This is a genomic window from Kocuria sp. CPCC 205263, assembly GCF_040981075.1.
In the GTDB taxonomy this organism is placed as follows: domain Bacteria; phylum Actinomycetota; class Actinomycetes; order Actinomycetales; family Micrococcaceae; genus Kocuria; species Kocuria rosea.
On record NZ_JAVKPV010000006.1, the window covers coordinates 75749 to 99991 of the forward strand.

19 protein-coding genes are annotated in these 24243 nt (G+C 72.5%); 10 read left to right on the forward strand and 9 right to left on the reverse strand.

Annotation, left to right across the window (positions count from 1 at the left end; all coding sequences use genetic code 11):
* The first annotated feature begins 89 nt into the window (after positions 1 to 89).
* The 4 genes from RF647_RS11050 to RF647_RS11065 are packed head-to-tail and all read left to right on the forward strand — an operon-like array spanning position 90 to position 6554.
* Positions 90 to 1118 carry an extracellular solute-binding protein gene (locus RF647_RS11050; protein ID WP_368811734.1) on the forward strand — a complete coding sequence of 343 codons (1029 nt, stop codon included), beginning with the start codon at positions 90 to 92 and terminating at the stop codon, positions 1116 to 1118.
* A complete protein-coding gene (locus RF647_RS11055; protein WP_368811735.1) occupies positions 1115 to 2806 on the forward strand; it encodes an ABC transporter permease in 1692 nt (563 codons plus the stop codon). Before RF647_RS11050 ends, RF647_RS11055 begins: the two co-directional genes overlap by 4 nt.
* Positions 2803 to 3987 (forward strand): ABC transporter ATP-binding protein, encoded by a 1185-nt coding sequence (locus RF647_RS11060; RefSeq protein ID WP_368811736.1) that lies wholly within the window; start codon positions 2803 to 2805, stop codon positions 3985 to 3987. The genes RF647_RS11055 and RF647_RS11060 overlap by 4 nt, the downstream gene beginning before the upstream one ends.
* 23 nt (positions 3988 to 4010) lie before the next feature.
* Positions 4011 to 6554 carry an AMP-binding protein gene (locus RF647_RS11065; protein ID WP_368811737.1) on the forward strand — a complete coding sequence of 848 codons (2544 nt, stop codon included), beginning with the start codon at positions 4011 to 4013 and terminating at the stop codon, positions 6552 to 6554.
* On the opposite strand, the gene RF647_RS11070 is transcribed toward RF647_RS11065, so the two are convergent.
* From RF647_RS11070 to RF647_RS11090, 5 genes are all read right to left on the reverse strand, one after another.
* Positions 6535 to 7656 carry a hypothetical protein gene (locus tag RF647_RS11070; protein WP_368811738.1) on the reverse strand — a complete coding sequence of 374 codons (1122 nt, stop codon included), beginning with the start codon at positions 7654 to 7656 and terminating at the stop codon, positions 6535 to 6537. The genes RF647_RS11065 and RF647_RS11070 overlap by 20 nt on opposite strands.
* A 115-nt stretch (positions 7657 to 7771) precedes the next feature.
* Entirely contained in the window at positions 7772 to 8794 is a 1023-nt protein-coding gene (locus RF647_RS11075) for an ABC transporter permease subunit (RefSeq protein WP_368811739.1), read from the reverse strand.
* Positions 8791 to 9756: an ATP-binding cassette domain-containing protein gene (locus RF647_RS11080; RefSeq protein ID WP_368811740.1), complete on the reverse strand. Its 966-nt coding sequence runs from the start codon at positions 9754 to 9756 to the stop codon at positions 8791 to 8793. Before RF647_RS11080 ends, RF647_RS11075 begins: the two co-directional genes overlap by 4 nt.
* A 140-nt stretch (positions 9757 to 9896) precedes the next feature.
* On the reverse strand, positions 9897 to 11132 hold the full coding sequence (locus RF647_RS11085) for a glycosyltransferase 87 family protein (RefSeq protein ID WP_368811741.1): 1236 nt from the start codon (positions 11130 to 11132) through the stop codon (positions 9897 to 9899).
* A gap of 145 nt (positions 11133 to 11277) precedes the next feature.
* On the reverse strand, positions 11278 to 12690 hold the full coding sequence (locus RF647_RS11090) for a CCA tRNA nucleotidyltransferase (RefSeq protein ID WP_368811742.1): 1413 nt from the start codon (positions 12688 to 12690) through the stop codon (positions 11278 to 11280).
* A 124-nt stretch (positions 12691 to 12814) separates the two neighbouring features.
* Between RF647_RS11090 and RF647_RS11095 the strand changes: the two genes are divergently transcribed.
* The 6 genes from RF647_RS11095 (at position 12815) to RF647_RS11120 (ending at position 19626) form a co-directional block, all read left to right on the forward strand.
* Entirely contained in the window at positions 12815 to 13315 is a 501-nt protein-coding gene (locus tag RF647_RS11095; protein WP_017835060.1) for an NUDIX domain-containing protein, read from the forward strand.
* Between the two features lie 82 nt (positions 13316 to 13397).
* Entirely contained in the window at positions 13398 to 15020 is a 1623-nt protein-coding gene (murJ, locus tag RF647_RS11100) for a murein biosynthesis integral membrane protein MurJ (RefSeq protein WP_368811957.1), read from the forward strand.
* 203 nt (positions 15021 to 15223) lie between these two features.
* Entirely contained in the window at positions 15224 to 16666 is a 1443-nt protein-coding gene (locus RF647_RS11105) for a hypothetical protein (RefSeq protein WP_368811743.1), read from the forward strand.
* A 184-nt stretch (positions 16667 to 16850) separates the two neighbouring features.
* Entirely contained in the window at positions 16851 to 17831 is a 981-nt protein-coding gene (gene trxB / locus RF647_RS11110) for a thioredoxin-disulfide reductase (RefSeq protein WP_368811958.1), read from the forward strand.
* A 135-nt stretch (positions 17832 to 17966) separates the two neighbouring features.
* Entirely contained in the window at positions 17967 to 18302 is a 336-nt protein-coding gene (trxA, locus tag RF647_RS11115) for a thioredoxin (RefSeq protein WP_368811744.1), read from the forward strand.
* 115 nt (positions 18303 to 18417) lie between these two features.
* Entirely contained in the window at positions 18418 to 19626 is a 1209-nt protein-coding gene (locus RF647_RS11120) for a peptidoglycan-binding protein (RefSeq protein WP_368811745.1), read from the forward strand.
* A gap of 84 nt (positions 19627 to 19710) precedes the next feature.
* On the opposite strand, the gene RF647_RS11125 is transcribed toward RF647_RS11120, so the two are convergent.
* The 4 genes from RF647_RS11125 to RF647_RS11140 all read right to left on the reverse strand — a co-directional run bounded on the left by RF647_RS11125 (position 19711) and on the right by RF647_RS11140 (position 24098).
* A complete protein-coding gene (locus RF647_RS11125; RefSeq protein WP_368811746.1) occupies positions 19711 to 20985 on the reverse strand; it encodes a ParB/RepB/Spo0J family partition protein in 1275 nt (424 codons plus the stop codon).
* A 622-nt stretch (positions 20986 to 21607) separates the two neighbouring features.
* A complete protein-coding gene (locus RF647_RS11130) occupies positions 21608 to 22504 on the reverse strand; it encodes a ParA family protein (RefSeq protein WP_368811747.1) in 897 nt (298 codons plus the stop codon).
* Between the two features lie 323 nt (positions 22505 to 22827).
* Positions 22828 to 23499, reverse strand: coding sequence for a 16S rRNA (guanine(527)-N(7))-methyltransferase RsmG (rsmG, locus tag RF647_RS11135; protein ID WP_368811748.1), 672 nt, complete (start codon positions 23497 to 23499; stop codon positions 22828 to 22830).
* Positions 23499 to 24098: a protein jag gene (locus RF647_RS11140; RefSeq protein ID WP_368811959.1), complete on the reverse strand. Its 600-nt coding sequence runs from the start codon at positions 24096 to 24098 to the stop codon at positions 23499 to 23501. Before RF647_RS11140 ends, rsmG begins: the two co-directional genes overlap by 1 nt.
* Positions 24099 to 24243: the final 145 nt, after the last annotated feature.

Here is a 24243-nt window from a genome sequence, read left to right on the forward strand (position 1 = left end):
CGACCCGAGGGGTCCGATTAGGATACGCTTTCGTTGCCAAATGATCGTCGCGCGGTCCCCGAGCGCCGCGCCCTCCGGAAGAGGCCCCGATGCGTCGTCGTTCCCTGTACGTCACCACCGGCATCCTGACCGCGCTGACGACCCTGGTCACGGGGTGCGGCACGCTCGGTCTGGGTGAGCAGCCCGCCGACCTGCAGATCTACTCGGCACGCCACTACGACCTCGAGGGCGCCTTCGGCGATTTCACCGACGAAACCGGCATCAGCGTCGAGTTCATCACCGGTGACGACGCCGAGCTCCTCGAACGACTCAAGGCCGAGGGGGACGACAGCCCCGCGGACGTGTTCATGACCGTGGACGCGGGCAACCTCTGGAACGCCGCCCGGCAGGACGAGCTGGCCGCACTGGACTCCGCGACCCTCGACGAGGCGGTCCCGGAGGACCTGCGCGATCCCCAGGGCAGGTGGTACGGCCTGGCGATGCGCGCGCGCACCGTGACCTACAACCCGGACAACGTCGACACCGCGGAGTTCGACCCCGAAGAGACCTACGCGGGACTGGCCGACCCGAAGTGGCAGGACCGGCTGTGCATGCGGGACGCCACCTCGGCCTACACCCAGTCCCTCGTGGCGAGTCTGATCGACCTGCACGGCCGGGAGCGGGCGCTCGAGATCGTCGAGGGCTGGGTCGACAACGACGTGCAGATCATGAGCAACGACATCCTCCTGCTCGAGGCGATCGACGCCGGGACCTGCGACGTGGGCATCAACAACCACTACTACCTGGCGCGCACCCTCGAGGAGAACCCGGACCTGAAGGTCGACCTCTTCTGGGCCAGCCAGGAGGGTGCCGGGACGCACGTGAACATCTCCGGGGCAGGCGTGGTCGAGGGCTCCGACAACGCCGAGGACGCTCAGCGGCTGATCGAGTGGCTCGCGACCGACGGCCAGAACGCGTTCGTGGACGCGAACCACGAGTTCCCGGTCAACCCCTCCGTGGAGCCCGCGCCCAGCATCGCGGCCTTCGGCGAGTTCGAGCGGATGCCCCTGAACGCCGAGGCCTACGGGGACCTCAACGCCGAGGCCGTCGACCTGCTGGCCGAAGCCGGGTATCAGTGACCGAACCCGCCGTCCTCGCACCGACGAGGACATCGGCCCGCCGACCACGCCGGGCGCCCGGTTCGGGGCGCCCGGCGTGGTCGGCGCTCGTGGTCCTCGTCGCCGTGGTGGTGGCCACCCCGGTCCTGGCGGTGGTCGTGGACGGCCTGGGAAGCCTGGGCTCCGCCGCCCCGCCCCGCGACCTGGGCCGGATGGTGCTCACCACGCTCCTGCTGATGCTGGGCGTGGGCGCGGGCACCCTCGTGGTGGGCGGCGGGCTCGCCTGGCTCGTGACGGCCTTCCGCTTCCCCCTGCGGGACGTCCTGGTCTGGCTGCTGGTCCTGCCCCTGGCCATGCCGGCCTACATCCTCGGCTTCGTGTTCCTCTCCGTCTTCGACGTGGCCGGACCGGTGCAGGGGGCCCTGCGCTCCGTCCTGGGGCCGGACGTGTGGGTGCCCGAGGTCCGCTCGCTGCCCGCAGCCGTGCTCGTGATGTCCCTGACCCTCTACCCGTACGTCTACCTCCTGGCGCGCTCCGCACTGGTCGAGCAGACGACCGGGACCTACGACGCCGCACGGACCCTGGGTGCGGGCCGGGGGCGCGCGCTCCGGCGGGTCCTGATCCCCCTGGCCCGGCCCTCGCTCGCGGCAGGACTGGCGCTCGTGATGATGGAGACGCTCACCGACTTCGCCACGGTGCAGTACTTCAACGTGCAGACGGTCTCCGTGGGGGTCTACCTGGTCTGGAAGGGCACCTTCGACTTCCACTCCGCCACCCAGCTCGCCGTGCTCGTGCTGCTGTTCGCCGTGGCCGTGCTGACCGGCGAACGGCTGCTCCGGGGAAGGGCCCGGTTCCACCAGCGGGGCGGCCGCGGCCAGGGCCTGCAGCCGCAGCGGCTCACCGGGTGGCGCGCGTGGGGCGCCACCCTGCTCGCCCTCGCAGCGCTCTCCGCCGGATTTCTCGTCCCCGTGCTGCAGCTGCTGGTGTGGGCCGTCGGGGAGGCCGTCGGCAACCCCGCCTCCCTCTCGGACCCGCGCTTCGCGCAGTACCTCGGCAACAGCCTCGTGGTCGCCGGGATCGCCGCCGTGGCCTGCGTGGCGCTCTCGCTCGCCGTCGCCCACGGGGTGCGGATGGGCGGCGGCCGGGCGGTGGCCTTCGCGGCGCAGCTCACGACCTTCGGCTACGCCGTTCCCGGGGCCGTGGTGGGCATCGGCGTCCTCATCGCCTTCGCCGGGCTGGACACGGCGCTGGAACGGGCGGGCGTGCCCGGGGGCACGGGTCTGCTGGTGACGGGTTCGGTGCTCGGCATCCTCTACGCCTACGTGATCCGCTTCCTCGCCCCGGCCTACCAGGCCGTGGACGCGAGCCTCGCCAAGATCTCCCCCACCGTCACCTTCTCCGCGCAGAGCCTCGGCGCGTCCCCGCTCCGCGTCCTCACCCGCGTGCACCTGCCCATCGCCCGCCCGGGGGTCGCCACTGCCCTCGTCCTCGTGATGATCGACGCCGTCAAGGAGCTGCCCATCGTACTGCTGCTGCGCCCGTTCGGCTTCACGACGGCCTCCGTGTGGGTCTACGAGCTGGCACGCGAGAACTTCTGGGAGAAGGCCGCCCTGCCGGCGCTCGTGATCGTGGCGGCGGCGGTGGTGCCCGTGTTCTTCCTCGTCCGGCAGGCCCACCGGGCGGACCGCCACGGAAAGGTGTCCTCATGACCGTGCAGACCACGAGCCCTCGGACCGCGTCCGGCAGCGACGGCGCCGTGCCCGCCCTGGTCCTGGAGGCGCTGAGCAAGCACTACGGGTCCTCCGTGGGCGTCAGCGGACTGGAGCTGACGGTCCCGCCCGGCGAGCTGGTGACGCTCATCGGCCCCTCCGGCTGCGGCAAGTCCACCACGCTGCGCCTCGTGGCGGGCCTGGAACGGCCGGACGAGGGCACGATCCGGATCGCCGGGGACGTGGTGGCGGGCCGGCACCGTTTCCAGGAGCCCGAGCGGCGGAGGGTGGGTCTCGTCTTCCAGGACCACGCCCTGTTCCCGCACCTGACGGTCGCCAAGAACGTGGCCTTCGGCCTGGACCGGCTCCCGCGCGCCGGGCGGCAGGCCCGTGTGGGTGAGGTCCTCGAGCTCGTACGGCTGGGACACCTCGCCCACCGCTATCCCCACGAGCTCTCCGGGGGCGAGCAGCAGCGCGTGGCCCTGGCACGGGCGCTGGCCCCCCGCCCCGCCGTCGTGCTCCTCGACGAGCCGTTCTCCAGCCTGGACGAGTCGCTGCGTGCGCAGGTGCGCCGGGACACCGTGGCCACGCTGCGCGAGACCGGGACCACCGCCGTGCTGGTCACCCACGACCAGACGGAGGCCCTGTCGATCGGTCACCGCGTGGTGGTCATGCACGACGGGGTGATCGAGCAGTCCGACACCCCGGAGCAGGTCTTCGAGCAGCCCGCCACCCGGTTCGTGGCGTCCTTCATGGGGGACGCCGACTTCCTGCCCGCCCGCGTCCACCGTGCGCTGCTCACGTGCGAGATCGGCATCGTCTCCACCGTGCCGGGATGGGCCAACAGTGACGTCGACGTCGACGTCGTGCTGCGGCCTCACGAGGTGGCGCTGGAGCCGGACCCCGGCTCCAGCGCCCGGGTCAGCGCGATCGAGTACCACGGCGCATTCGTGCTGCACCACGTCCGGCTGGCCTCCGGCCGCTCGCTGCGCTCCTGGCAGCCGCACAACGTCCGCCATTCCGTGGGGACCCCCGTCGCCGTGACGGTCACGCCCGGGACCACCCCCACGCTGCTCGTCGACGACCGGGCCGTCACCGCCCCGCCCCCGCGGTCCGCCGACGGGACGTCGAACCGGCGATCCCGCATGTCGGACGAATTAGGCAATACTTTCCTTCGCTAAAGATCTTCTCTACCGTAGTGCGGGTGAGCCTTCATCCTGACCTTGCCCGGGTCGCCTTCGCCGCCGATCTCGCCCGCCACGGGGACCGCCCCGCCGTCCTCACGGGCGAGCACGTCCTGAGCTACCGGGAACTGGCGGCCCGGGTCGAGGACCTGGCCGCGCGTCTCGGCACGGAGCGTCGGCTGGCCGTGCTCGCCGCGTCCAACGACGTCGATTCCCTCGTGGCCTACCTCGCGGCCCTCACGGCCGGTCACCCGCTCCTGCTGGTCCCGGCGGACAAGCCGGCCGCTGTCGAGTCGCTGATAGCGGCGTACGACCCCGACGTCCTGCTGCGGAGCGCCGGGAACGGGACCCCGGTCGTCGAGGAACGGCGCCCGGGCACCCGGCACGAGCTGCACCCCGACCTCGCCCTGCTGCTGAGCACCTCCGGCTCGACCGGTTCCCCGAAGCTCGTGCGGCTCTCGCACGAGAACCTGGCGGCCAACGCCGAGGCGATCGCCGAGTACCTCGGCATCGGCCCCGACGACCGCGCCGCGACCACGCTGCCGATGTCCTACTGCTACGGGCTGTCGGTGCTCAACAGCCACCTCTGCCGTGGCGCCGCGGTGCTGCTGACGGACCTCTCCGTGGTCGATCCCTGCTTCTGGGATCTCGTCCGCGCCCACCGGGCCACGTCCTTCGCGGCCGTGCCCTACACCTTCGAGCTGCTGGAGCGCGTCGGCTTCGCGGAGATGGACCTGCCGCACCTGCGCTACGTCACGCAGGCGGGTGGACGGCTCGCCCCGGAGAAGGTCCGTCACTGGGCCGGAGCCGGCGAGCGCGCCGGCTGGGACCTGGTCGTGATGTACGGGGCTACGGAGGCCACCGCCCGGATGGCCTACCTGCCCCCCGGGCTGGCGGCCGAGCGGGCCGGGACGATCGGGGTGCCGATCCCGGGCGGGGAGTTCCGCATCGAGCCCGTGGACGGACTGCCGGACGGCGAGCTCGTGTACAGCGGGCCCAACGTCATGCTCGGCTACGCGGAGCGCCCGGAGGATCTCGCCGCCGGGCGCACCGTCGAGGACCTGCGCACCGGGGACCTCGCCCGCCGCCACCCCGACGGGCTCTACGAGGTGGTGGGGCGGCGCAGCCGGTTCGTCAAGATCGTGGGCCTGCGCGTGGACCTCGGGCAGGTCGAACGGATCCTCGCCGAGCTCGGCGTGAGCGCGGCCGCCGCGGGCTCCGACGAGCGCGTGGTCGTGGCCGCCGAGGGCGAGCAGGACACGGCCCTGCTCGCCAAGGTCGTGGCCGAGAGCATCGGCCTGCCGCGCCCTGCCGTCGAGGTGCACCCCGTGGAGGAGCTGCCCCGGCTGGGCACGGGCAAGGTGGACTACCCGGCGGTCCTGGCGCTCGGCACACCACCCCCCGTCGCCGAGGCGGTGCCGCGCCGGGCGGAGGGACCCGAGGACGTCCGGCGGATCTTCGCCGACGTGCTCGACCGCCCCGACGTCGGCGACGACGACACGTTCGTCTCCCTCGACGGGGACTCGCTGTCCTACGTGGCGGCCTCCGTCCGTCTCGAGCAGGCCCTGGGGCACCTCCCCACGGACTGGCACCTCACCTCCGTCCGCGATCTGGCAGCCCGGGCCGCCCCCCGGCGGCGGCGGCTCGTGTCGTTCCTGGAGACCGGCATCGTGCTGCGGGCCGGGGCCATCGTGCTGATCGTGATGACGCACGTGGAGCTCTTCACGATCCAGACCGCCCATGTGCTCTTCGCCGTGGCCGGCTACAACTTCGCCCGGTTCCAGCTCCACGGCGAACGGCTCCCGCGCCTGCGGCGCCAGCTGCGCAGCCTCGGACGGATCGTGCTGCCCTCCGCGGCGTTCATCGCCCTGGCGCACCTGCTCACCGACGACTACACCTGGGCCAACGTCTTCCTGCTCAACGGCATCGTGGGGCCGCAGCACCTGACGACGCAGTGGCACTTCTGGTTCGTGGAGATGCTCGTCTACGTGCTCGTGGCCGTCACGGCGCTCATGGCGCTGCCGTGGGCGGACCGCGCCGAACGGCGCTTCCCGCTGGCGTTCCCGCTCGCGCTGCTCGCGATCGGGCTGATCAGCCGGTACGACATCGTGGACCCGGGGCTGCCGAAGCCCGCCCCGGTCTTCTGGCTCTTCGCGCTCGGCTGGGCCGCCGCCCGGACACGGACGGTCCTGGAACGGTCCCTCGTCACTCTCCTGACCCTCCTGACGGTGCCGGGGTACTTCGACAGCACCGTCCGGGAGGTCACGGTGATCACCGGTGTCCTCCTGCTGCTGTGGGTGACCGCGCTGCCCGTTCCGGCCGGCCTGCGGCGCGTCACGGGATGGCTGGCCGCGGCCTCCCTGTACGTCTACCTCACCCACTGGCTGGTCTATCCCGCCCTGCTGCCGGTCTCGCCCGTCCTGGCCGTGGTCGTCTCCCTCGTCGCAGGGGTGGCCTACTGGGTGCTGGCCGACCGGGTGCTGGGGGGTCTCCGGCGCGCGCCCGCGCGCACGGCGGCGCCCGTCGAGGCGGGGCCGCCCGCGACTACTCCAGGCCCACGCTGATCTCGGCGCTCTGGCCCGTGGAGCGCACGGCGGCGCGGACGGGGAACTCGATCCGCTCCGTGACGGTCTCCCCGTCCTCCTCGTAGCTCAGCCGCGCCTCCGCGGGCCGGTGCGCGTCCGCCGTCCAGCGCAGCGGGTCCGCCGGGTCCGGGACCAGGACCAGGGCGGGCCGGGAGACCAGCCGCCACCGGACGCCGGTGATCTCCGGGTCCGGCGCCCCGGTCGCCGCCGCGGACGGCTCGAGCGGCTCCTGCGGGGCCGCCCAGCGCCGGGACGAGGGGCAGTCCTCTGGGGACAGCTCGTCCGAGGCGGTGCAGCTCTCCAGCCACTCCTCGATCCGGTCGTCGACCTCCTGCCACATCCTCGGCGAGGGCTCGATCCGCAGCGCCACCGAGGCCGGTGCCGGATCCCGGAACGCCACGGTGTGCGGCTCCAGGGGCGGGTCCGCCGTGTAGTAGGAGTTCCCGGGCAGCCCGATCGCGTAGTCCCCGGGCAGGGCCTCGAAGCGCCAGGTGCCGCCGGGGCCCTCGGGGTCGGGCACCCGCTCGTCCGGGTCCGGGCGGACGGTCTCCCCGTTGACGGAGAGCTCGTCGAGGGGAGCGGGCAGGTGGATCGAGAAGGGGGCCGCGTCCGGGGAGTCGAGCTGCCACTGGTCGTTGAAGGGACCGCTGCGCCGCACCTGGTGCACCCCGTAGACGTGGACCTCCTCCCGGTCCCGGGCGCCGTCGGGCCCGTCCCACCACACGCGCGCCCGGATCTCGGCGCGGCTCCCGCGGCGGTCCACGCCCAGGATCTCGTAGCCGCCGATCCGCCCCGCGGCGTTGCGGTACACGCGGTTCGAGAAGATGTTCAGGGTGGGGTCCGCCACGACGGCCTCGGTGCGGGACAGCAGCTGCCGCGAGCGCCCGTTCTCGAGCCCGCCGAGCCACGTGGCCACCGGGTCCTGCGGCTCCCGGTCCACGAAGACCCAGTTGACCACGGAGCTGAACACGGTCACGAGGACCACCACGACCGTCAGCCAGTGCAGCAGGGTCCGCCGCAGGCCCCGGGCGTCGACCGCAGAGAGGGCCTCCCCGGCCTCCCGCTCCCGTGACACCGACACCGCAGCTCCCGTTCCCCAGGGGTCCGCCCGGCGCTGGCGCCGGGTAGCGCGGGCCGCGTCCCGGCCCACCAGCTCACATCGTAGGGCCGGCGCCGCGGCCGGGGCGGGAGGACCGCTAGAGCGCGCGTCTTTTGGTGACCAGGATCCCGGCCGCCACGAGCACCAGGCCCCAGGCGCCGTAGACGAGACCGGACTCCACGTGGTTCAGCGCGGCGTCCGAGGGCTGGTACATCGACGTCAGCTGCGCGCCCGCCGCCGCCGGGGAGTACGGCTTGACGTCGTCGAGCCACTCGAAGGACAGGGCGAAGAGCACGATCTCCAGGACCATCAGCAGCACCACGAGCACCACGATGCCCCAGGTCGTGGATTTCAGCAGGGAGCCCAGGCCGAAGCCCAGCCACGAGGTGATCATGTAGAAGACGCCCACCGCCAGGATGTTGAGCAGCACGGCCTCCTGCAGCAGGTCGTAGCCCAGGTCCCCGCCGGCCAGGATCGGCTGGACGAGCAGGTGGGACAGCAGGGCGCTCAGCACCCCGAACCCGAACGTGACCGCCGAGAGCACCACCACCTTGGCGAGCATCACCGGGGTGCGCCGGGGCACCGCGGTCATCGTGGTCTGGATGGAGCGGGTGGAGTACTCCGAGCCGATGGCCAGCACAGCAAGGGCGCCCAGGAGCAGCATGACCAGCTGCAGGCCGCCGTTGGCGCTGGACATGGCCATGTACTCGCCGAAGCCCATCCCCTCGGGCAGGGACAGCCCGGAGCCCTCCGTCATCTGTTGCTCGGACTGGGCGATGATCTCGTCCTTCTGCTGCTGGACGTCCTCCTCGGTGAGCCCGAGCTCCTCGGGGCTCCGGCCGTCCAGCATCGTGTCCACCTGCTCCTGGGCGGCCTGCTCGTTGAAGTCGATGAAGGTCAGCGCGCTCGAGGACGAGAGGGCGGCGAAGCCGAGGGAGAGCAGCAGGGCGACGCCGAGCAGGATCCAGTGCGAGCGCAGGGAGCGGAACTTGATCCACTCCGAGCGCAGGACCCGGCCGAAGCCCAGCCGCACCCGGGACGCGGGGTCGGACGGGCCGGTGCGCTCCGCTGCGCCGGTCTGCGGGCTGGGGGCGGTCGAGGTGCTGGTGCTGGTGCTCATGCTCGGTCTCCGGTTCGTGCGTCGGCGCCCGCCCAGGGCGCCGGGTCGGTCGGTGCGGGAGCGCCGCCGGAGCGGTACTCGACCTCGTTCTGGGTCATGGCCATGTACACGTCCTCGAGGGTCTCCGTGAGGGGGGTGAGCTCGTGGACCAGCACCCCGTGGGAGAGGGCGGCCTCGGCGATGCGCCGTGGCTCCGGCCCCGTGACCAGGAGCCCGTCGTCGTCGAACTCCGTGATGCCGGCGTCCGTGCCCTGCAGGGCGCGGCGCATCGACTCCCGGTCGGTGGCGCGCAGCCGGGTGCGCGTGCGGCCTCCGGCGAGGATCTGCTGGATCGGCGCGTCCGCGAGGATCCGGCCCCGGCCGATCACCACGAGGTGGTCGGCGGTCTGCGCCATCTCGGACATGAGGTGGGAGGACAGGAAGACCGTGCGACCCTCCGAGGCGAGGTACTTGGCGAGGTGGCGCACCCACACCACGCCCTCGGGGTCCAGTCCGTTGACGGGCTCGTCGAGGATCACGGTGTGCGGGTCGCCGATCAGCGCCGCGGCGATCCCGAGGCGCTGGCCCATGCCGAGGGAGAAGCCTCCCACCCGCTTGTCGACCGCGGCCCCGAGCCCCGTGAGGTCCACGACCTCCTGGACGCGGGACTTCGCGATGCCGTGGGTCGCGGCGAGCGCCGAGAGGTGCGCGCGCGCGGTGCGCCGGGGGTGGACGGCCTTCGCGTCCAGCAGCACCCCGACCTCCGCGAGCGGCGCCCGGTGCTGGGCGTACGGTCTGCCGTTGACGCGGGTGTGGCCCCGGGTCGCGGACTCCAGCCCGACGACGAGGCGCATCGTGGTCGACTTGCCGGCCCCGTTGGGCCCCAGGAACCCGGTCACCCTGCCGGGGCGGACGGTGAAGCTGACGTCGTCCACCGCCGTCTTGCCGCCGTAGGTCTTCGTCAGGTTCTCGATCTCGATCACCGGCGCTCCTCCCGAGCACTCGTCAGTTTTTCTCCGCCACCAACCTACGGGAGAGCCGGCGCGGGACGGCACCGCCGTCAGGATGAACCCGTGCCGGCGTGGCGGCCGCCGGCCTCCCCCTCCCGGCGGAGCCGGGACGCTCAGCCGGCCTCGGAAATCCCGATCCGCCGCGCCTGACCGCCCCGCAGGACGTCGACCGCGACCGCGACCACCAGGAGGACGAGGAGCAGCACGCGCACCGCCGCGAGCAGGTCCTGCGCGTCCCAGCCGATCAGGCCGAGGCCGGGCAGCACCGGCCAGGTCGGCTCGGGCAGGACCAGGGTGGTCCACCACAGGACCTCGACGAGCTGCCAGGCGGCGAACTCGATCCAGTTGCGCCGGCTGAGCACCACGAGGGGCGCCAGCCAGAGCACGTGGACGAGGGAGTAGGCGGGGCCGGAGAGCACGAGCACGGCCAGCAGGAGGAACGCGATCTGGACGACGCTGGGTTCCTGCCGGGTGAGCAGGGTCAGCACGAGCACCGCCACGAGGCCCAGCACGAGGGCCAGGAGGACCCACTGCCCCGCCCCCGCCGGGTCCGGGACCGCACCCGTGCGCGCCTGCTCCACCCGGGCCCAGACGCCCCAGGAGGAGGAGCCCTCCACGGGCCCGTCCCAGGGCAGGCGGAGCTGCCGGACCCACCGGTCCGGGGCGGAGAGCAGGAACGGTCCGTTGACCAGCGCCCAGGTGAGCAGCGTCCCGGCCAGGACCACCGCGAAGTCCCGGAACTGCCGGTACCGCACGGCCAGGAGCAGCACGGCCAGGAGGACCACCAGGGGGAACAGCGCCACGGACGCCGCGAGCCCCAGCAGGATCCCCGCCGGCACGGGACTGCCCCGGACGTGGAAGAGCAGCGCCAGCATCATGAGCAGGACGGCCCACAGGTCCCACGTGCCGAAGCCCACCAGGACCGCCACCGGAGCGAGCGCCAGCACGAACGCGTCCGCGCCGCGCCTGCCGGAGAGCGCGGAGACCGCGGCCACCGTGGCGATCCACACCAGGGCCAGCAGCAGCACGGAGAGGTCGGCGAACACGCCCCGGTCCACGTCCGTCCCGAACAGCGCGGAGAGGCGGGCCGCGAACCAGCCGACCACCGTGGTGATCATCCCGACCAGTGCGGGCTGGTCCCCCGCGGGCCCGCCCGTGAAGAACCCGCCCGCCCCGGACGCCTCGCCGGGCGCGATCTCTGTGGCGCACAGCGCGGGCAGGCTCTCCGCGGCGCCCCAGCCGGGCACCCGGCAGGGCAGCCGCAGCAGCCAGGCCGTCATGACCGCGTAGAGGCTCAGGCCGACGAGCAACGCCCAGTGGCCGCCCCGGGACCCGCCCAGGGGGCTCACGGCCCCTCCCGCCGTCCGCGCAGCACGCCCGCCCCGACCCTGACCAGGAGGACGGCGGTGAGGTCGGAAGATATGCCTCGACCGATATATGCACTCCAGGGGCAGCAGAGGGTGTTCCCGGCGGCGCCGGCGCCGGACCGGGGGCTCACAGGGTGTCCGCGGCCCAGGCCCGCAGCCGCCGCTCGGCCTCCTCCGGCCCCAGCTCCCCCTCGTCCAGGCGCAGGTCCAGCAGGAACTTGTAGGCCCGGCCCACCGCCGGGCCCGGCGGGATGCCGAGCACCGCCATGATCCGCTCGCCGTCCAGCTCCGGCCGCACGGCGTCGAGCTCCTCGCGCGCGGAGAGCTCCTCGATCCGCGCCTCGAGGTCGTCGTAGGCGGCGGCGAGCCGTGCCACCTTCCGCCGGTTCCGGGAGGTCACGTCCGCCCGCGTGAGCCGGTGCAGCCGCTCCAGGCACTCCCCGGCGTCCCGGACGTAGCGGCGCACGGCGGAGTCGGTCCACTCGTCGTCCCCGTAGCCGTAGAAGCGCATGTGCAGCTCGACCAGCCGGCCCACCGTCCTGATCGTGTCGTTGTCGAAGCGCAGGGCTCGCATCCGCTTGGCCGTGAGCTTCGCGCCCACCACCTCGTGGTGGCGGAAGCTCACGGCACCGGACTCCTCGAAGCGCCGGGTCGCGGGCTTGCCGACGTCGTGCATGAGCGCGGCGAAGCGCAGCGCGAAGTCGGGCCCGGGCACGGGGCCGTCTCGACCGGACTCCAGGGCCGCGGCCTGCTCCATGACGGTCAGGGAGTGCTGGTAGACGTCCTTGTGCCGGTGGTGCTCGTCCGTCTCGAGCTGGAGCGCGGGCACCTCGGGCAGCACGACCTCGGCGAGCCCCGTGCTCACCAGGAGGTCGATGCCGCGGCGGGGCCGGCGCCCGCAGACCAGCTTGACGAGCTCCTCCCGCACGCGCTCGGCCGAGACGATCGCGATGCGCTCCGCCATGCCGGTCATGGCCGCGCGCACCTCGGGCGCCACCTCGACGTCGAGCTGGGACGCGAAGCGGGCGGCGCGCATCATGCGCAGGGGGTCGTCCGAGAAGGAGTCCTCCGGGGCGCCCGGGGTGCGCAGCGCCCGGGCGTGCAGGTCCTTGATCCCGCCGTGCGGGTCCACGAGCTCCAGGCCGGGCAGCCGCAGCGCCATGGCGTTGATGGTGAAGTCGCGGCGGAACAGGTCGTCCTCGAGGGAGTCGCCGAAGGCCACCTGCGGCTTGCGGGAGTCCGCATCGTAGGCCTCGGCCCGGTAGGTGGTCACCTCCAGCTGGACGTCGCCCCGGCGCATCCCGATGGTCCCGAAGGCGCGGCCGATCTCCCACACCGCGTCCGCCCACCCCGTGACCACGGCGAGCGTCTCCTCGGGCGTCGCGTCGGTGGTGAAGTCCAGGTCCAGGGCGGGCCGGCCGAGGAAGAGGTCCCGCACGGGCCCGCCCACGAGGGAGAGCTCGTGGCCGGCGGCGGAGAACCGCCGCCCCAGGTCGAGGGCGGCGGGGTGGATCGCGTGGGCATCGGGGAGCTGCGTCATGGTGCCGCCCATTGTTCCAGACCCCGGGGCGCGGACCCGGCCGCCGCGGCCCCGCCGGAACCGGCCGCCGGAGCCCCTCCCCCGCTCCGGCGGGAGCCGGGGCGATTGTGGCAAGGTAGGAGACATGGCTTTCCCCGTACCCAGCGCACCGAAGAAGCGGCCGACCGCGCCGGCCGCTGCGCTGCCCACGGTCGAGGAAGTCTCCGCCGGGGGGATCGTCGTCGACCTCGGCGCGCCCTCCCACCCCGTGGCCATCATCGCCCGGATCAACCGCGGCGGGCGCCTCGAGTGGTGCCTGCCCAAGGGTCACCCGGAGGGCGAGGAGTCCAACGAGGAAGCCGCGATCCGCGAGATCGAGGAGGAGACCGGCATCGCCGGTGAGGTGCTGAGCCCGTTGGGCAGCATCGACTACTGGTTCACGGTCTCCGGGCACCGCGTGCACAAGACGGTGCACCACTTCCTGCTGCGCGCCACGGGCGGTCACCTCACCACGGACAACGACCCCGACCACGAGGCCGTGGACGTCGCCTGGGTGAACATCGACGACCTCGGCCGGAAGCTGTCCTTCCCCAACGAACGGCGCATCGCCGACATCGCCCGTGAATACATCATCCACCAGCTCTGAGACCGCGGAGCCCTCCGGGCCGGCCGGGAAGGGCACCCCGGCGGCCCCGGCCCGCCGCTCGGGCGCGGCCTCCAGCGCCATCATGGCCTCGGGCACGCTCGTCTCCCGCGCGCTGGGGTTCGTCAAGACGGTCCTCATCACGGTGGCGATCGGCTCCATCACGACCGTCTCCGACGTCTTCGAGCTCGCGAACACGCTGCCGAACCTGATCTACGTCCTCGTGGCGGGCGGCATCTTCAACGCCGTCCTGGTGCCGCAGATCATCAAGGCCTCCAGGACCGCCGACGACGGCGGGGCCGACTACATCGCCCGCCTGCTCACCCTCGCCGTGCTCGCCCTGCTGGGGGTGACGGCGGTCGTGGTGCTGCTGGCGGGACCCATCATCCGGACCATGGGCACCGACTGGACCGAGGAGCAGCTCTCGCTCGGACTGACGTTCGCGCTGTTCACGTTCCCACAGATCTTCTTCTACGGCCTCTACACCGTGGTAGGGCAGGTCCTGAACGCCCGCGGCGCCTTCGGCTGGTACATGTGGGCGCCGGTGGTCAACAACGTGGTGGCCATCGCCGCGCTGCTCGTGTTCGTCCAGCAGTTCGGGGCCTACGCCGAGACGGTGCACACCCTCGAGAACTGGTCCCCGGCCAAGACCTTCTGGCTGGCGGCCATGGCCACGGTGGGCGTCGCCGCCCAGGCCCTCGTGCTGTTCTGGCCGCTGCGCCGGCTCGGGCTGGGGCTGCGGCCGAAGTTCGGCTGGCGCGGCATCGGTCTCTCCACCGCGGCGCGGCTCGCGGGCTGGACCCTCGCCACCGGGGTCCTCGCCAACCTGGCGTTCCTGACCCTGACCAAGGTCGCGGCGATCCCCACCGGCTACCGCCCGGAGTACCTCGCGATGGACCCGCCGCAGCAGATCGCGGGCGTGGCGGCCCTCAACCAGGCCTCGATGCTGTACTCCCTGCCGCACGGGGTGATCGGGCTGTCCATCGCCACGGTGCTGTTCAACCGGATGGCCGCCGCCTCGACGGACGGGGACCGGGCCGGGATGGTCGCGTCCCTGTCCTCGAGCCTGCGCATCACCGGTGTGGCGACGGTCTTCGCCACCGTCGCCCTCGTGGTCTTCGCCGGCCCCCTCGGCATGCTCTTCAGCGGCGGCGTCCCCTCCGCGGGAGCCGTGGTCGGCCAGGTGATCACGGTGATCGCGATCGGCGCGCCCTTCATGTCGGTGTCCTTCATGCTCGGCCGGGCGTTCTACGCGCAGGAGGACGCCCGCACCCCGTTCCTCGTGCAGGTCGGCGTCGCCCTCTTCACCGTGGTCTCGGCGCTGCTGATCTGGTCGTTCGTCCCGCCAGACCTCATCGTCTTCGCGGTCGCCGCGTGCTACGCGGCCCAGAACGTCCTGAGCGCGCTGATCTACCACGTGGTCCTGGTCCGCCGGATCGGGGACTACGACGTGGCCCGGATCGTGGACTCCCACGCCCGGACCCTCGTGGCGTCCCTGCTCGCCGGCGCGGTGGGCGCCGTGGCCCTGTTCCTGCTCGGCGGATACGACCCCGCCGGCTTCCCCTGGACCGACCAGCTGACGGCGATCGCGACCGTCGCCGCGGGCGGGACCGTCATGGGGATCGCCTACCTGGGCGCCCTCAAGCTCTGCCGCGTCCGGGAGCTCGACAGCCTCGTGCGCCCGCTCCTCGCCCGCCTCGGCCGCTGACCGCCCCGACCGGGCGGACCGGGCGCTCGGACCGAGCTCGCGGACCGGCCGTGTGACGAGGCTCTCGGCCGCCGGAGGCCGGGACCGGTAAAGTGCTGAGTGGTCGGTGACGTGGGTCAGGAACACCCCTTCTGCCCCGCCGGCCACCCCCGCCCGCGAATTCCGGCCCCCCGCCGCGGATTCCCGACCCCCAGGGAGCCAACGTGCCCGCACCGATGAAGCTCGGTTCCGTCCTCGGCGGCCGCTACAAGGTCGTCACCGACGTGCTGGCCACTGCCGAGGGCGACCACGTGCTCGAGGGACAGGACCAGATCCTCGGCCGCCGCGTGTCGATCCTGCTGCCCGCGGAGCGGCACACGTCCCTGCTCGTGGAGAACGCCCGCTCGATGGCCAACGGCAGCATCGGCGCCCCCTTCCAGATCCTGGACCTGGGCCAGGCGGAGGCGCACACCTACCTCGTGACCTCGCACACCCCGGCCGCGGACATGCTGGACTCCCTGCTCGTGGAGCCGGACGACGTCGAGGACGAGTCCCTCAGCGACGACATCTTCGGCGCCCCGCGCGGCAGCGGCTCCGGGTCCTACGTGTACGACGAGCCGGACCCCACCAGCCCGACCCCCGTGGTCGCGACCGAGGCCTCCGACGACCTCGGCGGCGCGGCCCCCCAGCCCAAGGTCACCCGGTGGCGGGACGACGACTCGTACGACGACGCCGCGCCCGCCCCCTCGGTGCGAACCCGTCTCGGCCGGCCGGTGCGGGTCAGCGCCACCTCGACCCGCTCGACCCTCTTCGACCGCGCGGCGGCGAGTGGCACGGCGGCCTCGGCCGTCCGGACGGCCGGGACGGACATCGACCCAGGCTACGACGGCGACAACCGCTACGACAGCTACGACGACCACGACGACGGGCACCCGGGCACGCCCCACGGGCCGGAGGAGGCAGCCGCGGCCGCGCCGCCGCGCCGGGAGGCGACCGCGGACCGGCCGCAGAAGGGCGGCCGGGGCCTGCTGCTGCTCCTGCTCCTGCTGCTGGCCCTGCTGATCGGTGCCGTGGTGTTCAGCTTCGACCGGCTGGGCGGACTCTTCGCCGGGTCGGAGAGCCCGGAGCCCGCCGTGAGCGCGCCGGCCGAGGAGCAGGCCGGGGCGGAGCAGGTGCAGCCCAGCCCCGAGCCGGAGGCCCCGGCCGCCGAGCCGGAGCCCCGCGCCGTCACCCGGGTGGTGCCCACCGACCCGGGCTTCATGGCCGACCAGGACGCGCAGCTGGGCCAGATCGTCGACGGCAACCCGTCCACCTACTGGATCAGCTACGGGTTCTCCGACCCGAACTTCGGCAACCGGACGCCGAGCGTCGGCCTCGCCGTGCAGCTCGAGGAGCCCGCGCCCGTGGAGACGCTCAGGCTCAGCCAGTCGGCCGGCTCGGGCGGGATGTTCGACGTGTACGTCAACGACGCCCCGAGCCTGGACGGCGCCGACCAGGTGGCCTCCGGCTCCTTCACGGGCCCGGAGATCACCGTTCCGCTCTCCGCGGCCGCCCAGGACGAGGACCAGCAGTACGTAATCGTGAACTGGACGCAGCTGCCGCAGCTGACCAACCCCATCGCCGGGTTCAATCACGGCCTGCGGATCGGCGAGATCCAGCTCGACTGAGGCCCCCGCTCCCCCCGCCGGGCCCGCCGGGGCGGGTCCGGCACCGGAATATCCGCCGCGCGCGCCCCGTTGTGCCAGTGGTCCCTGCGGTCGGCGTGCCCGGCCGCTCCCTGTACGGAAGGTCTGCAGAACAGTGAGCCCCGACTTCGGTCCCGTGATCAACGCCCTCAACCTCGTCCCCTCGATCGGCGAGCCGAAGGCCGGCGCGGACGACGAGACCGTCCACGAGGTGATCATCGTGGGATCCGGCCCCGCCGGGTACACCGCGGCCGTCTACGCGGCGCGCGCCAACCTCCACCCCATCGTCTTCGCCGGGTCCGTGACCGCGGGCGGTGAGCTGATGAACACGACCGAGGTGGAGAACTACCCCGGGTTCATCGACGGGATCCAGGGCCCGGAGCTGATGTCCAACATGCAGCAGCAGGCGGAGCGCTTCGGCGCCGACATCCGCTACGAGGACGTCGTCGCCCTCGAGCTCGAGGGCGAGGTGAAGACCGTGACCCTCGAGGACGGCTCCGTGCACCGCGCCCACGCCGTGATCCTCGCGACCGGCTCCGCGTACCGGGAGCTCGGCCTGCCGGACGAGAAGCGGCTCTCCGGCCACGGGGTGAGCTGGTGCGCCACCTGCGACGGCTTCTTCTTCAAGGAACAGCACATCGCGGTGGTCGGCGGCGGCGACTCCGCCCTCGAGGAGGCCACGTTCCTCTCCCGCTTCGCCTCCAAGGTCACGATCATCCACCGGCGGGACAGCTTCCGCGCCTCCGAGATCATGCAGCAGCGCGCCTTCGACGACCCCAAGATCGAGGTCCTGTGGAACGCCGAGGTCGTGGGCATCAACGGCGAGGACAAGGTCCGCTCCGTCACCGTCCGTGACACCGAGTCCCACCAGACGTCGGAGCTGCCCGTGACGGGACTGTTCGTCGCCATCGGCTCCGATCCCCGCACCGCCCTGGTGAAGGACCAGCTCGAGCTCACCGTGGACGGCACCATCGCCGTGGACGGCCGCAGCTCCACCACGAGCCTCGCCGGGGTCTTCGCGGCGGGCGACGTCGTGGACGCCACCTACCGCCAGGCCATCACGGCGGCGGGCTCCGGATGCGTCGCCGCCGTCGACACCGAGCACTACCTCGCCGCCCTGCACGACCGCTCGGTCCTGCACAGCTGAGCCGTCCCGGTCCGGGCGCCGCCGGCGCCCGGACCGGGATGGTCCATAATCGAACCAGATCCGCCTTCCGCACCACGTCACCCAGAGCGATCCGGGCACGCCGACCGCGTGCCCGGCGCCCGGACAAGGAGAAACATGAGCGCCGCCAAGAACGTCACCGACGCCGACTTCCGCACGGAGGTTCTCGAATCGGACAAGCCCGTCATCGTGGACTTCTGGGCCGAGTGGTGCGGCCCCTGCCGCATGGTCGGCCCGGTCCTCGACGCGATCGCCGCCGAGCACGCCGACACCGTCGAGGTCGTGAAGCTGAACGTGGACGAGAACCCCGCCGTGGCGTCCCAGTACGGCATCACGTCCATCCCGGCCATCTACCTCTTCTCCGGCGGCGAGGTGGTCAAGAAGGCCATCGGTGCGAAGCCGAAGAGCGCTCTCGAGAAGGAGTTCGCCGACTACCTCGTCGCCGGGAACTGAGCGGTCCCCCCGACATCCGCGACACCCCGGGCTCGTCCGCCCCTCCCCGGCCGGGGAGGGGCGGACGAGCCGCTGTCCTGGCACCACGCCGACCTCTCCGACCCGTGGGACACCCGTGAACAACGACGACACCGAACCGATGCTGCGCCGGACCATGACGAGCCGGCGGGTGGTCAGCCTGCGGGAGCGGTTGCTCCGGGCCGGCGTCACCGTGGCCTACCTCGCGCCGCAGGACGTCAACAACCCCTCCTACTTCGACGACCACGTCGACGCCGCCGTGCGCGCCTTCCAGCAGGAGCGCGGGCTCATCGTGGACGGCCTGGTGGGCCCGGAGACGGACCGGTGCCTCAACGAGGCGCAGTACGCCCTCGGTGACCGCCCGCTCTACGCCGACGACGACCGCCCGCTCCGGGGCGACGACGTCAGCATGCTGCAGCACAACCTCTCCCGGTTGGGTTTCTACTACGGACACCTGAACGGGGTGTTCGGCAGCAGCACGCACCACGCCGTCATGGAGCTCCAGCAGAGTCTGGGCCTCGGGGCCACCGGACTGGTGGACCGCGAGACCATCGCCGCGCTCGCCCGGATCAACAAGAACATCACGTCCTCAAAGGCCTTCTCGCTGCGCGAGTACCACCGCCTGGAGCGGGCCACCTCCGCCCTGCGCGGTCGCTCCGTGGTGCTGGTCCCATCGGGGGCAGCGGGTCAGCAGCCGCCGGCCTCGGCGGCGCCGGACTTCCGCGACCGCGCCGACGAGCTGACCCGGGACGTCGCCGTCCGCGCCTTCGAGCTGCTGCACGAGATCGGCGCCGACCCCTCGGTGGTCTCGCCCGGACGGGAGCTCCACGACCGCCGCGGCGCGCCCCTGCGGACCGCCGACTCCACCCGGGAGGCCGTCACCGGGAGCCGGACGGACTCCGTGGTGGTCACCCTGCACTGCGACTGGAACGCCTCCCCCGCCGCCGGCGGGGTCGCCTCCTATTACTGGGGCGAGCAGGACCGCTCGGAGATCTACTCCCCCATCGGCGAGCGGGCCGCGGTGCTCGTGCTCAAGGAGATGGTCGCCCGGACCGGGGCGCTCGATCTCGGCACCCACGCCCGGCAGTGGGACCTGCTGCGCTCCCAGGACGCCCCGACCATCTGGCTCGACCTCGGCTATCTCTCCAGCCCGGCCGACCGGGCCGCCCTCGCCGATTCCGAGCACCGGAACCACCTGGCTGAGGCCGTCGTCTTCGGTCTGCAGCGCATGTTCCTGCTCGCGGAGGACGACGTGCCCACGGGCACCATGAGCGTCGACGACGTCGCCGAGTACAACGGACGCTGAACCGCCCCGCCGGGCAGACCCGGCGTACGGACGAGCCCCGGTGTTTCACGTGAAACACCGGGGCTCTTGCGTACGATAGCCGGCCTAGCTGCGGTTGATCCCCGGGTCCAGCACCTCGATGATGCGATTGAGGTCGTCCACCGAAGCGAACTCGATGGTCATCTTGCCCTTGCGGGCCCCCAGGGCGATCCGCACGCTGGTGTCCAGGCGGTCGGAGAACGCCTCCGCGATGTAGTCGAGCCGCTCCTTGTTGCGCCCGGCCGGGGCGGCCGCCCGCTGCGGCTTGCGCTCCCCCGTCTCTGTCAGCTGTACGGCCTCCTCCGTGGCCCGGACCGAGAGCCCCTCCGCCACGATCCGCTGCGCGAGTCGTTCCATCTGCGCGGGGTCGGCCAGGGACAGCAGGGCGCGGGCGTGTCCCGAGGACAGCACGCCGGCGGCCACGCGGCGCTGGACGAGCGGCGGCAGGCGGAGCAGACGAATCGTGTTGCTGATCTGCGGGCGGGATCGGCCGATGCGCCGGGACAGCTCCTCCTGGGTGGCGCCGAACTCCTCCAGTAGCTGCTGGTAGGCCGCGGCCTCCTCGAGCGGGTTCAGCTGGCTGCGGTGCAGGTTCTCGAGCAGGGCGTCCCGAAGCAGGTCGTCGTCCGCGGTCTCGCGGACGATCGCCGGGATGGTCGACAGCCCGGCGCGCTGGGTCGCGCGCCACCGCCGCTCGCCCATGACCAGTTCGTACGCCTGCTCGCCGTCCTCGCGGGTGGGTCGCACCACGATCGGCTGCAGCACACCGAGCTCGCCGATCGAGTACGCGAGCTCCACGAGCTCGTCCTCGTCGAACACCTGACGGGGCTGCTTTCGGTTGGGGTGGATGGCGGCAACCGGGATCTCTGCAAAGGTGGCGCCCGGCACCGCCGCCAGCTCCTCGACATCCGCGTCCGTTCCACGTGAAACTTTGTCCGCGGAAGCATCGGGCGCGGGGAGGTCCGTCACGGCGGGCGCCTCGGCCGCCTCCACCGCGCCGGAATTACCTGTCGCCTCGGGCGATCCGTCCACGGCGGCTGGACCGACCGGGGGAACTTCGAGACGCTGCTGCTCCGGTTCGGCCACCCCTTGCCTGCGCCCACCGGATGGGTCCTCGACGACCTCCGCTGCCGCGACGGTCTCTTCCGGGCTGAATGTTTCACGTGAAACGCTGGTCCGGTTCTCCGGACCGGGTTCCGTCGTCTTCGACGACGTCTCCCCGGAGTCAGCCGCCGGCTCGGCGTCGGGGGCACCGGCCGAGGGCAGGAAGAACATATCGGAGGGCCGGCTGACGAGTGTGGTGTTGCGCAGGGCCTCGCCCATGTCCATCCGCGCTTTCATGGCCTTCTGCCGTGCCGCGGGGCTGATGGTTCTGCCACGCCCCCCGGCAGCAGACCGCTTCGCCGGATCGGTGGACCTGGGCTGTTCGGGGACGTCGTCTGCGTCAGCGGTCTCGCCGACTGCACGCGAGGCGGCCTTTGACGTGGCCAGGGGCGGCGTGGTGCCCCGTCTGCCGGTCGAGGCGCGCTGCGTCGAGCTTCCGGCTGCCGCGTCCTGCTGGCCGGTGGAGCTTTCCCCACGTGCGGGTGCGGCCTCTGCGAACGTCGTTTCACGTGAAACATCCGTGCGGGCCACATCCTTCCGGGACGTGTCCTCTGCGCTCGTCGACGGCACCGGAGCCGGGCCGACGTCCGCGCCCTGTTCCTCCTCCACCGGAGCCTCGGGGGCGGGTGCACTCGGAATGAGTGCTCCCAGTCCACGGCCCAGTCCACGTCGTCGTTCGCTCACGGTGTTCCTCTCCCTCGCCCGGCAATCCGGACAATTCTAGCCGAGCCGCGCGTTCCGACGTGCCGTTTCACGTGGAACGGTGGGTCCCGTGCGCGCGGCGCGGGTCGGGGACAGCAGGACGCCCGCCTCCAAAAGGAGACGGGCGTCGGGCGGGGGAGTGGCCGGGGCCGCTCCGTCAGCGCTGGGCGCGCTGGGCGATCTCGGCCGCCGCCTCCAGATAGGACAAAGCCCCCGTGGAGCTGGGGTCGTAGCTGATGACGCTCTGCTGGTAGCTCGGCGCCTCCGAGATGCGCACCGAGCGGGGGATCATGGTCTCCAGGACCTCGGCGGGGAAGTGGTTGCGCACCTCTTCTGCCACTTGCGAAGCGAGGTTGGTGCGACCGTCGTACATGGTGAGCAGGATCGTCGACACCGAGAGCTCGGGGTTCAGGTGCTTCTGGATCATTTCGATGTTCTTGAGCAGCTGGCTGAGCCCCTCGAGCGCGTAGTACTCGCACTGGATGGGGATCAGCACCTCGGTGGCGGCGACGAACGCGTTGAGGGTCAGCAGCCCGAGACTCGGCGGGCAGTCGATGAAGACGTAGTCCAGCCGCTCCAGCCCGTCGGTCTCGCGCTGCTTCGCGTACGCCTCGAGCGCCCGGCGGAGCCGATGCTCCCGCGCCACCATGGACACGAGCTCGATCTCCGCGCCGGCCAGGTCGATGGTGGCCGGGACGACCCAGAGGTTGTCCGCCTCGGCGGACGGCTTCACCGCGTCGGCGATGGGCATCTCGTCGATGAGCACGTCATAGGTGCTGTCGACCTCGGAGTGGTGCTCCACGCCGAGGGCCGTCGACGCGTTGCCCTGGGGATCGTTGTCGATCACAAGGACATTCTGCCCCTGCCGGGCGAGGGCCACCGCGATGTTCACCGATGTGCTCGTCTTGCCCACGCCGCCTTTCTGGTTGCTGATCGTGAAGATCCGCGTTGCGGCGGGCTTCTCCAGCTGGACCTTCTTCAGCCTGGCGCGTCGCCTGGTCTCCTCCACGAGCTTCCTCCCCAGCGGCGTATCCTCCGCCATCGTTGTGGTCATCTTGGGCAGCTGTCCGTCCGTTTCACGTGAAACACGAGTACCCCGATCAGGAACAACCTTGATCGATTGATCAAGCGGGTCGGGGGGGAACTCGGCGTCGAAGCCTCGCGGACTTCCCGCGCCGTCGTCGATCGGCATCTGACTGCGCACCTTCCCGGTTCGTCTCGAACTCGTTCCGTCGGAGCACGCCTCCCGCGGGGGAGGAGTGCCTGGGACCGCGCCGCAGGTCAGGTCGCCGTCGGCCCGTGGCCGAGCTCGGCGCACCGACCGTGGCACACTCCTCCCAGCCTACCGCCGACACCGCGCGGAGCAGGCGGCGGTGCTCAGAGCCGGACCCGCACCACCGTGGTGGGCTCCTCGAGAAGGCTCGCCCCGGCCGGGACGATCTCGGTGGACCGGGCGCCGAGCCGGTCCAGCTTCTTCTGCGCCTTGCGCACCTCGTCCGCCGCGGAACGGCCCTTGAGGGCGATCAGCTCTCCGGTGCCGCGCAGCAGCGGCAGGGTGATGTCCACGAGGCCCACCAGGGCCGAGACCGCGCGGGCAGTGACCACGTCCACCTCTCCGACCTCGTCCCGGGCCTGCTCCGCCCGGGCCCGCAGCACGCGCACGTTCGTGAGCCCGAGGTCGGCCACGACCTCGTCCAGCCACTGCACGCGCCGCTCCAGCGGCTCGATGAGCGTGATCCGCAGGTCGGGGCGGGCCAGGGCGAGGCACAGCCCGGGCAGCCCTGCGCCCGATCCGACGTCGGCCACGCGGGCGCCGGTCGCGATGAGCTCCTCGACCACGGCGCAGTTGAGCACGTGCCGGCTCCACAGCCGGGGCACCTCCCGCGGACCGATGAGCCCCCGGACGATGCCGGATGACGCCAGGTGCGCCACGTAGCGCTCCGCCAGCGGCAGCCGCTCGCCGAACAGCCGCTCGGCGGCGCGCCGCTCCTGCTCGTCCGGGACCGGCGGGTCCTGCGGCGTGGGGGAGGGGCGCGGCTCCTCGGCCATCAGCCCTGCGGAACGGACACGACGATGTGCCGTGCCGCCCCTTCGCCCTCGGACTCGCTGACGAGACCCTGCTCGGCGACCACGTCGTGCACGATCTTGCGCTCGTAGGCGGACAGGGGGTCGAGGTGCACGCGCTTCCCGGTCTCCTGGGCCTCTCGCACGGCCGCCAGCGCCAGGTCCTTGAGCTCACCGGCCCGGCGGAGCCGGTAGCCCCCGATGTCGAGCACCAGGCGGGAGCGCCGGTCGGTGGCGGCCAGCACGGAGAGGCGCAGGAGCTCCTGGAGGGCCTCCAGGACCTCGCCGTCCTCGCCGACCAGCGCCGACAGCCCCTCGACGTCGTCCCCGTCGGCGACGACCGACAGGTAGGTGCGACCGTCGCGGACCTCGATGTCGATGTCGCCGTCGAGGTCCGCCGTGTCCAGCAGCTCCTCGAGGTAGTCGGCCGCGATCTCGCCCTCCTCCTCGAGCGGATCGACGGCGGCGCCGTCCTCGCCGGCGCGGTCCCCGGCAGGTACCTGCCCGGCCGCCTGCCGGTCGGCGTCCGGGGTCTCGTCCGCCGCCGGAGCGGCGGTGGCCGGGGCGGCGGTCTCCGACGCGATGCTCTCCGCGGCGGTGGTCTCCGGGGCCGGGGTCTCCGCGGCCAGGGTCTCCGCGGCGGGGACTCCCGCCCCGGCGCCGCGGTCGGCGTCGTCGCGCGGCGCGGGGGGCTGCACGTCGTCGGCGTCCTGGGTGGTCTGCCGGATG

Bases quoted from the DNA above. Each gene is read 5' to 3' on its own strand.
- RF647_RS11095 (WP_017835060.1), top strand. From the start codon at position 12,815: ATGGCTTTCCCCGTACCCAGCGCACCGAAGAAGCGGCCGACCGCGCCG.
- RF647_RS11130 (WP_368811747.1), bottom strand. From the start codon at position 22,504: ATGACCACAACGATGGCGGAGGATACGCCGCTGGGGAGGAAGCTCGTG.
- rsmG (WP_368811748.1), bottom strand. From the start codon at position 23,499: ATGGCCGAGGAGCCGCGCCCCTCCCCCACGCCGCAGGACCCGCCGGTC.
- RF647_RS11050 (WP_368811734.1), top strand. From the start codon at position 90: ATGCGTCGTCGTTCCCTGTACGTCACCACCGGCATCCTGACCGCGCTG.
- murJ (WP_368811957.1), top strand. From the start codon at position 13,398: ATGGCCTCGGGCACGCTCGTCTCCCGCGCGCTGGGGTTCGTCAAGACG.
- RF647_RS11075 (WP_368811739.1), bottom strand. From the start codon at position 8,794: ATGAGCACCAGCACCAGCACCTCGACCGCCCCCAGCCCGCAGACCGGC.
- RF647_RS11060 (WP_368811736.1), top strand. From the start codon at position 2,803: ATGACCGTGCAGACCACGAGCCCTCGGACCGCGTCCGGCAGCGACGGC.
- RF647_RS11090 (WP_368811742.1), bottom strand. From the start codon at position 12,690: ATGACGCAGCTCCCCGATGCCCACGCGATCCACCCCGCCGCCCTCGAC.
- trxA (WP_368811744.1), top strand. From the start codon at position 17,967: ATGAGCGCCGCCAAGAACGTCACCGACGCCGACTTCCGCACGGAGGTT.
- RF647_RS11125 (WP_368811746.1), bottom strand. From the start codon at position 20,985: ATGAAAGCGCGGATGGACATGGGCGAGGCCCTGCGCAACACCACACTC.